3 protein-coding genes and 2 pseudogenes are annotated in these 12,881 nt (G+C 64.9%); 2 read left to right on the top strand and 3 right to left on the bottom strand.

The window, feature by feature from the left end:
• Nucleotides 1-210: pseudogene (locus tag AB0M36_RS37430) on the bottom strand (IS110 family transposase); the annotation flags it as partial.
• A gap of 1,002 nt (nucleotides 211-1,212) precedes the next feature.
• Complete coding sequence (locus AB0M36_RS37425; protein ID WP_364167508.1) at nucleotides 1,213-1,674, bottom strand: hypothetical protein; 462 nt, start codon at nucleotides 1,672-1,674, stop codon at nucleotides 1,213-1,215.
• 731 nt (nucleotides 1,675-2,405) lie between these two features.
• On the opposite strand from AB0M36_RS37425, the gene AB0M36_RS37420 reads away from it, so the two are divergent.
• Nucleotides 2,406-8,603: an RHS repeat-associated core domain-containing protein gene (locus AB0M36_RS37420; protein ID WP_364167510.1), complete on the top strand. Its 6,198-nt coding sequence runs from the start codon at nucleotides 2,406-2,408 to the stop codon at nucleotides 8,601-8,603.
• A gap of 1,644 nt (nucleotides 8,604-10,247) precedes the next feature.
• On the opposite strand, the gene AB0M36_RS37415 is transcribed toward AB0M36_RS37420, so the two are convergent.
• Nucleotides 10,248-11,339, bottom strand: coding sequence for an IS630 family transposase (locus tag AB0M36_RS37415; protein WP_364167505.1), 1,092 nt, complete (start codon nucleotides 11,337-11,339; stop codon nucleotides 10,248-10,250).
• A gap of 84 nt (nucleotides 11,340-11,423) precedes the next feature.
• On the opposite strand from AB0M36_RS37415, the pseudogene AB0M36_RS37410 reads away from it, so the two are divergent.
• Nucleotides 11,424-12,664: pseudogene (locus AB0M36_RS37410) on the top strand (transposase).
• The last annotated feature ends 217 nt before the right edge of the window (nucleotides 12,665-12,881 follow it).

Genomic DNA, 12,881 nt, shown 5'->3' with positions numbered 1-12,881 from the left:
CGGACTACGCACGCCCCTGCCACGCAGCCAGCGGGTCAGCCGGGCGGTGCCCATGCGGCGGATACCGGCCGGGGTCTGGTAGCCCTCGAGCAGGAGGAGCGGGCCGGCGTTGGTGAAGACGAGTGCACGATCGAGGGCGGGGAACATGCCGGTCAGTGCGCAACGTAAGCGGTTGATGGTCCTGGTCCGGTCGCGGACGAGGTCGGTGCGGCGGCCGATGAGGACCTTCAGCATCGAGGTGACCGGCCGCCGGTGGGAAGGCCTGAGTCCGGGACGAGGACGGCTGCGCCGGCAGCGTCTCGAGCTTCGCGCGGCCGGTCGTGGCAGGGCAGCGCGGCCGCGCACGGCGGCGATCACCGTTCCACTCGGAGCCGGCGGCGGTGAGCCACGTGCTGTCGTTGCCCCGCCGGAGGTGCGCGACTGCGCACCTGCTGTCGCCGAGTCTCCGCTCTGGGCCGACATGAGATCCTCGTCCCGCCCCGATGCATGGGCGGACCTGGTCCCGATCGCGGCGGCACCGCGACGACGTAGGTCGGGCTCCGAGACGCGCGAGTGCGCATGTGCGCCTGCGTGCGTGTGCGCCTGTCCGCCTGCATGCGCGCCCGCGCGCCCGTGCCTGCGTGTTCGCGCGCGCACCCCCACGGGGGCACCCCTGCCCTCGCGTGCGAATGGGCACCGGCATGTTCTGGGCCCCGCGATCTCGCCGAGTTCCAAAACTTTGGAACCACGAGGATCTGCCGGTACTGGTAGCTCTCGTCGCGGTCCTTAGTCTTGTCCGGCTTCTAGAGGAGGTGCTGTTCACGCTGGTTGCGCGGCTCTCGCGCCGCCCCGGGCGAGGTTGCCCAGGTGCAGGCCGATCCCGCGGGTCCGCGCAGCCTGTCCCGAGCGAGCGCGGCGGCCTCCTCGGCAGTCCATGCGAGGGCCTCACAGGCGAAGGGCATCGCTTTGTTGAGGTGGAGCACCTTGGCTCGTTGTATTCGTCCTTTGTAGACGTTCGGCGATGTGGTCGGCGCCGAACCGCGCCCCACCCGACTCCAGTACCTCGATGACATACCGCGTCACGCCGTCGTATCCGAAACCGCAGAACCCGCGCCCCGGGATCCGACGAGTTCCCCCAGCCGGCAGAGCGGTCCGCCTACGTCCGCGGCTGAAACAGCCTGGGCCAACGCCTCGCGAGCCTCGCGCTCAAGCCCGTGCGAGTCGCTGCCGCCTCTATGTGCGTGTTGAACCAGTTCGTCGCGCCGGAAGCCGCGAGCCGGTCGCGGAGTGCGTCACGGCGAAGCAGCGGGATCGGGGTTGCGGTGATGATGTCGGCGTACGAGCCATCGGAACCCGTATGCCGACAGATGTTGAGTCGGGCGGCCGGCATTTCCTCAGCGCATACGCCGCGTCGAGGTCCTTGTTGGCCCGTTCGGCGTTGAGGTCGCGGCGGGCCAGCAGGCGCACAACTCGGTGGTCGAGCGCCCGCTTTGTGCGATTATCCCGTCCTGGATCGCGGTGATCGACCAAGTGCGGGATGTCCGTCGCCGGCACCTCGGCAATGAGCACGACGGATTGACGGGTCCGATGGGTTCCCAGATCGTCGCGCATCGTCACATGCAACGGCGGCATGATCCGGCTGTTATTGATTTGATCGATCCGCTCGATGGCCCCCAGTTGCTGGGAGCGAAACAAACTTTTTTACTGGAGGTAGCGGCAACGTTGTGGCGATTAGCGTGCCGGTGGTCTTGTCCATCGCGTGATTCAATTCAGCTAGAATCTCATCGATCCTGCGCGAGGCTGCTTTGGTCGAGGCGATGGCTCTGGACAGCGCAACGAGAATAAGGACGGATAGCCCGACGATTTCGGTCACGAAGAATGGTCGGCACTTCTCGAAGCCGTAGTCATGGTTCGCCCCCGCGATGGTGATGTGACTGGCTGCAACAACCTAGATTGATCTTGCTGCCCGTGTCAATATCAACTCAGAGTGTGGTCATAATCCGACTTAAGCGCCGTATCGGCTCGGCTCAATCACTCCCAGTGTTGGACTTGTACTTCTCGATTGTCGGAAATTACCGTGAGCCGGATCTGTCCTATTCTAATGGACAAAACGTTCAGTGAGAGAGTAATGTGGCCCGCGATCGGGTGGCTGTCTCCATCGCGGTCTGCTCTGATCGCTGGAATTCCTGGCTCCGGTTCCCCGTGATGGCCTTTCAACTCAGGTCGACGGGTGCGGACGGGATGAGTTCCAGCGAATTGACGTATCCCTCTTGCTGCCTTAGCATTCGCCGAATTCTGTATTGAATCTTGGGGGCGTAGGGTTGAATAACGTACGCAAACGTTCCAGAAGCAGGTGGAACGGCGGCAGGAGAGCCACAAGTTTCGGGTGGCGAAGAATTCTCGGTGCAGGTTTGGGCTTGGCGGTGATGGTCGAGACCGTCGTGGTCGGACCGTCCACAGCTTCGGCGGGGGTGCCTCAGCTACCCAGCGCGCCGGGCAAGCCCGCGACTCAGGTGCTCGAGCGTCCCGACGAGGCCGCCGCACTGGTGACTGCCAGGATGACGCAGCAGAGCGTCCGTATAGGTGGGTTGACGACTGAGACCGCCGAGTACTTCGCGCGACCAGATGGCCAGATAGAGGCAAAAGTCTCCGCGGGCCCGGTGCGCACGATGCAGGGCGGCAAGTGGGTGCCCATCGACTTGACGCTGCAACTCGCCGAGGACGGATCGGTGCGGCCCGTAGCCGACGTTCTGGGTCTGCAGATCTCCGGTGCGCGCACGGGCAGTGGCGACCTCGCATCCGTCGGCTCCGGTGGTCGGCGCCTTGCGCTCGGGTGGACTGGCAAGCTGCCGACGCCGGTCCTTGACGGGAACCGGGCGAAGTACCGGGATGTGGCTCCTGGAGTGGACCTCGTGGTGGAGGCGACTCGCAGCGGTTTTGAGCAGTTCGTCATCGTGAAGAGCCGGGACGCCGTTGACCACCTTCCGAGTCTGTCGTTTCCGCTGACCGGCAAGAACCTCGCCGCGTTGAAGCAGGATCGCTCCGGTGGCCTTGCGCTACGCGACGCCAAGGGTGCTCTGCTCGGAACGGTGCCTGCACCGGAGATGTGGGACGCTCGGCGCGCCACGGGCACCGAGGTGCCGCTGCACCGGAAGGTTGTCACCGCGAAGGGTGAGCTCGCTTCCGCAACAAAGGAACGGCACAAGCGCGCGGCTACCAGTGGGAAGCAGGACTTGACGCTCGCCTTGCAGCCGGACGTCAAGTGGCTGAAGGATCCGGCGACGCAGTACCCGGTCACCATCGATCCGCAGATCAACGCTCTCCTGACTTCCTTCGACACCTACGTGCGTGAGGACGTCGCCGCGGACAGGAGCGGTGCGGCAGACCTGCAGTTGGGCACCTTCACTGGCACGCCGAACGCGAAGGCCCGGGCGTTCGCTCACTGGCCGGTAGCTGCGTTCGCCGGCAAAGAGATCACCGAGGCCACTGTCAACTTCTGGAGCTTCTGGTCCAACACGTGCGCCCCGAGCTCGTGGGAGATCTGGACCACCGAAGCAGCGTCATCGGCCTCCCGGTGGGACAGTCAACCGGCGTGGTTGAACCGCGAGGCTTCGTCGACCGCGAGCAAGGGATACTCTGCAGCCTGTGACGACGGCTGGGTGACGATCGACGGCCGAAGCTTCTTCCAGCGCGCCGCGACTGCCGGGCAGTCGACCGCCTACATGGGGGTACGGGCGACTGACGAGAGCACCACGCTCGGCTCGAAAATCTTCCGTTCCCGTAACGCGGTCGATTCCGCCCAGGTGCCTTCCGCGACGATCACCTACCACTCCTACGCAGAAGTCGGCACTCGTTCGACGGTGCCCGCCTCGGCGTGCGAGACAGGTACCGATCGGCCCCAGATCAACACGGCGACCCCGCAGCTGCGTGCAGTCGTGTCGGATGCGGAAGCAGCACCGGTCAAGGCCGAGTTCGAATGGTGGTCGCTCACCGGCTCGTCCAGAATCGGCGGCGCCATCACCGACAGTTCTCCCTCGGGTTCTACGATGGAGACGACTGTGCCGGCGGGCACGCTGGCGAACGGCGTGTCATACCGCTGGCGTGTGCGTGGCAACGATGGCAACGCCGATGGACCGTGGTCGTCGTTCTGCGAATTCAGCGTCGACACGTCAGTCGGTAGCGCACCGGTGGTCACCTCGGTCATCTATCCGGAGAACGGCTGGGGCGGGGAAGCGAACCAGGCTTCCGACTTCACCTTCTCGGCCAACGGCATCAAGGATGCCGCGGCATACGAATACAGCCTCGACGTTCAACCGGTGAATAGGGTGGTCAACACGGCAAGCTCTGGCGCGTCGGCGACCGTGAAGATCATGCCCACCACGCCAGGCTGGCACGTGGTCTTCGCCCGTACCCGTGACGCGGCCGGCAATGTCTCGGCGTTGCGCTCGTATCCCTTCAAGGTCGGCTCCACGGTGTTGACGTCTCCGAGGACAGGCGACGTGAGTGGCGCGAAGACCTCGATCGCGGCGACCACGTCGCCGTCTTACACCAACGTCACCTATCAGTGGCGCCGTGCTGGATCTGACACGTGGCGCGAGATTCCCGCTGCACACGTCACCTACGCGGCCGGTGGCGGCGCCGTGACCTGGCCGGTGCCCGTAACCGATGGCAGCGTAGCGAAGGTCAACTGGGATATTGCGGCGACCCTCGCCGCCATCGACGCCCAGGGCGTGCCGCGTGACGGGCCCGTGCAGTTGCGCGGGCTTTTCAATGGAGTCGGCTCGGATCCGGTCAAGCTGACCTTCGACCGTGACATGGCCTCGGCGGCCACCAGCCCGATCGGTCCGGGAACGGTGAACCTGATCACCGGCAACTACGAGATTTCGCAGCCCGACGTCTCCGTCGGCAGCTTCGCCGTATCGCGCACAGTCAACAGCCGACAACCGCTCGGCCTCGACCCGCTGTTCGGCCCCGGCTGGGTCTCCGGCATGTCGGCGTCGGACGCGGCCATGCCATTCACCGGGTTGACTGTGTACGGCAGCCTGGCGCAAGCCAAGCTGCCGGACGGCTCGTCTATCGGTTTCACCAGGACCAGCGGCGCGGGCACCAGTTTCGAGCCGCAGATCGGCGCCGAGACCTACACCTTGACCGCCAACGCGGCCGGCACGGTCTACACCTTGAAGAACGGCTCCGGGGAGACGGTGACCTTCACTCGGGGCAGCACCGACCCCGCCGGGGTCTACTCCCTGGACTCGGTGTCGACCTCGGGATCCGGGACCACCACGACATACTCGTGGGAAAAGGCCACGGTGGGATCCAAGGAGATCATGCGACCCACCCGGGTTCTGGCTCCCACGGCCGATGGCGTCAGTTGCACCAGCCTGGTGCGCGGCTGCAAGGCGCTGGTATTCACGTACGCCTCCGCCACCACGGCGACCGGTAAAGCCGACGGCACGTGGGGTGACTACGCCGGGCGGGTCTCGCAGATCGCCTACACCGCCTGGGACCCCGACCTGGCGACCCCGGCCATGCGTTCCGTCGTCGTGGCGCGCTACACCTACGACGACAGCGGCCGGCTGCGCTCTCAGTGGGACCCTCGGCTGGACTGGACGAACGCCGAAGGCAACCACTCCCTGCGCCACACGTACTTCTACGATGCCAACGGCATCCTGGTCACCATGACACCCCCGGCCCAGGAACCGTGGCACTTCGCGTACACCACCGTGCCGAATGATTCTGGCGCAGGCCGGCTGGCCAAGGTCACCCGATCGGCGTTGTCGGCGGGAGCCACCGTCGAGACCGTCGCCTACCGCGTGCCGATCGCGGGCAACGGTGCGCCGTACGACATGTCGGTGGCGCAGACCAAGCGGTGGGGACAATCCGAACAGCCCATCGACGCCACCGCCGTTTTCCCGGCCAGCCAGGTGCCCTCCGGGGATCAGGCCGCGGGGGCCATGCCCAATTCCTACGAGCGAGCCATGGTGACCTACCTGGACGCCAACGCCCGCATCGTGAATGTCGCGCAGCCCGGTGGCCATCTGAACACCGTCTGGTACGACGACTCCGGCCAGGAGCTACGGACTCTCACCGCCGAGAACCGCAAACGTGCACTGAACGCTGCGGCGTCGGACACCGCGGAGGTGGAGGCCGAACGCGCCGCGTCGTTGTCAGACGCCAACGTGTACTCCGCCGACGGCGAACGGCTCCTGGAGACCTTCGGACCAGAACATGACGTGACGTTGCCGGGCTCAGGCACCACGGTGCGGGGCCGGGAACACCACCGATTCACGTACGACGAAGGCGCTCCTGAGACCGATATTCCGTTCAACCTGGTCACCACTGAGCGGAAGTCGGTGAGCTACGTCAAGGACGGCCGGACGGTCGATGAGGATGTGGACACTGCTTCCTTCAAGTACGACTGGAAACTGCGGTCCCCGATCAACGCCACCGCCGACCCCGATGGACTCGACATGAGCTCGCGGGCGTCTTACGACTCCGCCGGGAGGACCACCGCAGCCACCACTCCCGCCGGGGGCGGATCGGACAACACTCCGGCCACCCAGAAGATCGTCTACTACACCAATGCGGACAACGCTACCGCTGCAGAGTGCGGCAACCGATCTGAATGGGCCGGGCTGGCATGTCGAACCGAGCCCGGAAATGCTGCTGAGAGTGGCCCCGAACTGCTCGTCACGACCACTACCTACGACCTGTACGGTCAACCCCGGGTGGCGACCGAGAAGAACAGTAAGGGTGTCCAGCGCGTCACTACCACCAGCTATGACAAGAGTGGGCGCCCCATCGAGCAAACCGTTACCGCGACGACTGGCAAGGCGCTCGACAAGAGTCGGAGTGTGTATGATCCGGCCAGTGGCCAGTTGCTGCGCAGTCAGACGGTCAACTCGTCGAACGCCGTGACGGCGGAGATCGTCCGTGCCTACGACGCACTCGGACGTGTGACGTCGTATACCGATGCCGACGGCAACACGTCGACCACGACGTACGACATCCTCGGCAGGGTGGCGAGCTCGTCCGATGGGAAGGCAACCCGCACCTACGGCTACGACGGTGGATATGAGCGCCGTGGCCTCGCCACCTCGGTGAACGACTCGAAGGCTGGCACGTTCACCGCCGACTACAACGCCGACGGTGCACTCGTTTCAGAGTCGTGGTCGAGCGGCGTCGTCGTCACGCACAGCCACGACGAAGCAGGAGTGCAGACCAAGCGCACATACACCCGCCCGAACTGCGGCCGACCGGATTGCGTCCTGTACTTCGACAATGCGGGCTTCAACGTCCACGGTCAGAAGAAGTGGGACAGCAGCACTCTGGCACGGCGGTCCTACGACTATGACGCGGCCGGCCGGCTCACCCACGTTGCCGACACCATTGGGGGAAGCTGCACCAGCCGCGTCTACGGTTTCGACGAAGGCAGCAACCGCACATCGCTACAGACCTATCTGCCGGGTGCCGGCGGAGTCTGCCAGAAAAGTACTGGAGCCCAGACCAGGAACTGGCAGTTCGACAATGCCGCGCGCGTGACCGGCGGATACGTCTACGACACATTCGGGCGCACCACCACCGTCCCCGCCGCCGATTCCACAGGAGCCGGCGGTAACGCGACGGTCAGCTATCACGTCAACGACCTGGTCAGCACCATCAATCAGAACGGACGCACCACCGCTTACACCCTCGACGTCAATAACATCCGAATCAGGTCCTGGACTGACAACCGCACAGGAACTCAGGTCCGGGCAACGAACCACTACAACGACGACACCGACAGCCCTATCTGGACCCAGGAGACACCCACCGAGTACACTCGCACAGTGGCCGGCCTTCACGGTGCCGCTGGCAGTTACCACAGCGCAGACGGGCAGATTCGCTGGACTATCTCTAATCTGCACGGTGATTTCGTGGCCACGATTGTCGGCCAAGACACCGGATTGTCGAGTACAAGCGAAACCGACGAGTACGGTCAGCCGTATGCGACGGCCCAGGTCGGCACACAGCGGTATGGATACCTCGGGAGCTACCAGCGGGCCGCTGACGCACCAGTTGGCTTGACACTCATGGGTGTTCGCCTCTACAACCCGACCACAGGCCGATTCCTTCAGAAAGACCCAGTCTTCGGCGGCGGCGCCAACCCCTATTCCTACCCGACCGACCCGATCAACATGCAGGACACCAGCGGAATGTTCTGGGGCGGGTTCGGCGAAGCCGCCCGGGCCGGAATCCTGGCCACCGTCATGAAGACCCTCGAACTTGGTTCTATGATGCTATGCGCTGGCACCGTATCAGCCTATAAGGTCTGCGCTGCCGTCACGGGCGGTGCGCTCGGCTTCCTCGACGATGTTCTCGACCAGTGGTACGTAAGCAAGACGCCATTCGGCCAAATCAACTGGCTGAAGGCTGCCGTCAAGGGCATGGTGACCGCTGCGTATTCCGTCCTCGGCGCGTGGCTGTTCAAGAAGTTCGAGAAGCAGATCATCGCTAAGAGCAAGAGCATATTGGGCTGGCTTGGTGGGAGGATCAGATCGCGGTGGCCGGCAGTGGCCGGCGCACTTGCTAGCATCACCGGCGGAGTCATCTCGGCAATCCAAAGCAAGGCACGCAAGAGCTAGGAATATGCGATGGGATCATCGGAACTCAGAAAATTTCTCCGAGATGCCAGGTTCCTTCAGTCCTGGAGAAGCTGGTCGATACTAATACTGCTCGCCTGTCTGATCGGAGTCTCGCATAGCATCATTGATTTTGGCATGGGATACACGGATGCCGGGATTCGTGATGCAGTCGCGACCGTTGCGATAGTCTCACTGCTGATCATCGCCAAGCTGGCCTTGGACTTGACTCGCTGGCTGCGAGGTCGAAACAGCAGGCGACGCTCCTAGTTCGTGGGTCCTTGATTGACTCCGGTGCGAGTAAATGATCGGGCCGTATGGATCTGAGCTATACGGCCCGATCACCAATTTGCGTGTTTGAGATACGCGAAGACGCCGCAGCAGAGGTTTCTGCTGCGGCGTAACGCATGTACCCGGGCAGAGGCTGCGTTTCGGCTGGTAGCGCCACCGGAGATCTTCACTGCGGCGGCCGTCGTCCTCCTCGCCCGGCCCCGATGGGCGGGACGCCGCCGTCTAGGCCGTCGCGGCGATGTCCATGGCCTACTCTTCAGGCCGTTTCCCTGCCGGAGTAGTTGTCGCGTTCAGTTCTGGGGTGTGCGACTCGCGCAGCTCGCCCAATGCGACATGCTTCTCAATCTCTTCCTGTGTGCGCCACTCGCCCACGCCAAGCAGGTCTGTCACCTCGTGGTAATCGCACCATCCTCCTCTATCCACGAGTCCCGATCCTCCTGAGGAGGCCGCCCGTGTCCTCCGTCCAGCACGTTGACTTTGGAAGCCCCTGCTGACCCTTGCGGGTGGATGCCTCGGCGATCACCCGTACGCGGCGATCGATATCGGCAGGTATGCGATCGGATTCATCGCGCCCGCCGGAGGCGGGTGAATCCATCCGAAGCGCCAGGAATGGCATTCATCTCAGGTCGCCCTGGCGGGCCGCCTGATCCCACCGTGTCGCAACGGCTGCGTCGCCGCCGGCACTGACTGACTGGCCGGTCGGCGCACGGTCACGCCCTGCGACACGCGACTGCGGCCGCCCGCAGGTGCCCCTATGCATTCCCCACGGCTTCGCGCTGGAGTCTCAGATCGAGCGCTCGGGCCCTCATCGGAGGCGGAACGGCGTGCGGGTTGCTGACTGACCCTACATGGTGTGACCGCCGTCTCCCTTGTGGATCTCCTGTGCTCGTGTCACCGTTGCTGAACGGGAGAATTCTGCCCGTGGATGACGCCCCGCCTCAGTCGGCTGGGCGTTTTCTGTATCCGCCAACTGCACATCGCGGATGTGGGGGTGGTCGTGAACCTCGACGCCTACCTCACCCGGGCACAAGTCGTCATGGCTTCCGGGGTCTGCCCAGACACGATCAAGAAGTGGCGTGCTCGCGGCTGGCTGCCTCCCAATGGCGTCCGCCGGCATTTGCAGGTCCGGCTGTGGGGCGACGGAACGCTGCGGTATCGCTATGGAGACATCCTCGAGGCCGAGCGCGACACCCGTTTGTCCGGCCACTCGCGCCGTGGCACACCGCGTTGCCGAGCAACCGGTCAATGCAGGAGATCAGCCAGCCCGGCTGTTAGCCTCGGCCCTTCATCAGGGGCGGTCGGTGGCGGTGCCCGGGAACGCGAAAGTGCCTCCTGATCTGGGATGATCTGACTTGTCTAGTGTCGTGAGTCGTTAATGCGTGTGCAGTAACGCTTGATGGATTCGAGGATCTGGTCGGCGGTCTTGGTCCAGACGTAGGGCCGGGGGGCGTCGTTCCAGGTCTCGATCCAGGCGCGGATGTCTTTGTTGAGTTCGCGCACCGAGCGGTGGGTGCCGCGCTGCAGCTTCTTGGTGGTCAGTTCACCGAACCAGCGCTCGACCAGGTTGAGCCAGGAGGAGCTGGTCGGGGTGAAGTGCAAAACGAAGCGCGGGTGGCCGGCCAGCCAGCGTTTGATCGCCGGGGTTTTGTGGGTGGAGGCGTTGTCCAGAACGACGTGCACGTCCAGGTCGGCGGGGACTTCGCGGTCGAGTGTTTGCAGGAACTTCTGGAACTCGATCGCCCGGTGCCGGGCATGCAACGAGCCGATCACCTTGCCGGTGGCTAAATTCAAGGCGGCGTAAAGGCTGGAGGTGCCGGCCCGGACGTAGTCATGCGAGGCGCGGGCCGGGGTGCCGGGCAGCATCGCCAGCACCGGGGCGGTGCGATCCAGGGCTTGGATCTGCGATTTCTCGTCGACGCACAGCACCACGGCACGTTCGGGCGGATCCAGATACAAGCCGACGACGTCGCGGACCTTGTCGATGAACTGCGGATCCTTCGACAGTTTCCAGGTGTCCTGCCGGTGTGGCTGCAGCCCGAACGCCCGCCAGATCCGCGAGACCGCGGTCTGTGACAGGCCGACCTCGGCGGCGAGGGAGCGGGTCGACCAGTGCGTGGCGTCTTTCGGCGTGGTTTCCAGGGTCGTGGTGACCGCCCGCTCCACATCGGCGTCGGCGATCGTGCGGGGCCGGCCCGGGCGTGGCTCATCCAACAACCCTTCGAGGCGATCCGCGGCGAATCGGTTACGCCACTTGGTCACCGTGTTGCGAGAGACGCCGAGTTCCTCGGCGATCATCCCGTTCGGCGCCCCGGCCGAATCCGCGCAGGCCAGCACCACCCGCGACCGCATCGCGATCGCCTGAGCGCTCGACGGACGCCGCGACCAGGCCAACAACTGCTCCCGCTCATCGTCAGTGAGCACGATCGGAACTGCTATCGAGGACGGCATACCCACCACCGTACCCACTGACAACGATTTAACGACTCACGACACTAGGGCCCAGATTCGCCCGTCTCGGAAGGCACTTTCAAGGTGCAGAGTACCCGTACGCGTCCGAAGGTTGTCGTGGCTGGCGTGGTCGCGGGATCGTGGCTCACGCCGGTACCCGGCTGCTCGCTGATCTGGCGGACAAGACCGGCTTGACCAGGGGTTTCGGTCAAGCGTTGGGTGTGGGCAGGGTGCGTCGCTCAGTCCATGATCCGGGCCGGGTGGCTGTCGACTTGGCGTTCTTGCTGGCTGATGGCGGTGAGACGATCGCCGATCTGGCGGTGCTGCGCCAGCAGCCGGATCTGTTCGGGCCGGTGGCGTCGGGTCCGACGGCGTGGCGAGTCCTCGACACGATCGACGAACCCGCCTTGGCCCGGATCCGGGCCGCCCGCGCCGCCGCCCGGGAACTGGCCTGGCTGCAGCTGACCGAGACGCGTTGCCAGGTTCCGGCCACGACCGTGCTCGGACGCACCCTGCCAGGATTCGTCCTCGACATCGACGCGACGATCGTGGCGTGTCACTCCGAGAAGCAGTCAGCGGCGGCGACGTGGAAACACACCTTCGGATACCACCCGCTGCTGTGTTTCCTCGACGCCACCGGCGAAGCCCTCGCCGGCATGCTGCGGCCGGGCAACGCCGGATCGAACACCGCCATCGACCACATCACCGTCCTCGACCAGGCCCTGCAACAGATCCCTGACCAGCAGCGTCACGGCCATCCGATCCTCATCCGTAGTGATTCGGCGGGCAGCAGCCACGCCTTCCTGGCACACATCCGCGGCTTGCGCGAGCAGGGGTTGGACACGCAGTTCTCCGTCGGTGTCGCGATCGGCGCACCGGTGCGAGCCGCGATCACCGCCGCCGATGACTGGATCCCCGCGCTCAACGCCGACGGCAGTCTGCGTGACAGCGCGCAGATCACCGAGCTGACCGACCTGTTGGACCCTGCCGTGCTGGCCGGCTTCCCGACCGGCACCCGGTTGATCTGCCGGCGAGAACGTCCGCACCCCGGCGCGCAGCTATCACTGTTCGACGCGGTGAACGGCACGCGGCACCAAGTCTTCGCCACCGACACAGCACACGGCAACAACCCGATCCAGTTCCTCGACGGTCCTCTCACCATCGCCGAGCCGAAGAAGCTGCGCCACCGGCTGCTGCACGTCGCCGCGAAACTCTCTCGCACCGCCGGGACTACGACCCTGCGCGTCGCGGCCGGCTGGCCCTGGACCAACCAGATCATCACCGCGTTCCACAGGCTCGGCGACCTACCCGAACCCGTTACCTGACAACGGATCCCGACCCATCCACCACAACCAAGAACCCTGGAGCAACCCGGCCTACCGCCGGGCGATGACCGCCGCCCGTCACCATCACGCCTGTCATGACCTCGCCCGAAACACCACCCGGAGGGACTGTGGATCTTTCGGTGTTTCCGGTCTGACCCGCCGGGCGTAGCCCGGCGAGGAAGGCGCCGTGATGACCACGACACTGGATGATGTGACC

It is taken from the genome of Actinoplanes sp. NPDC051346, assembly GCF_040682215.1.
Taxonomy (GTDB): domain Bacteria; phylum Actinomycetota; class Actinomycetes; order Mycobacteriales; family Micromonosporaceae; genus Actinoplanes.
This window is presented reverse-complemented; position numbering and strand designations above follow the sequence as displayed.

Bases quoted from the DNA above. Each gene is read 5' to 3' on its own strand.
- AB0M36_RS37420 (WP_364167510.1), top strand. From the start codon at position 2,406: ATGGTCGAGACCGTCGTGGTCGGACCGTCCACAGCTTCGGCGGGGGTG.
- AB0M36_RS37415 (WP_364167505.1), bottom strand. From the start codon at position 11,339: ATGCCGTCCTCGATAGCAGTTCCGATCGTGCTCACTGACGATGAGCGG.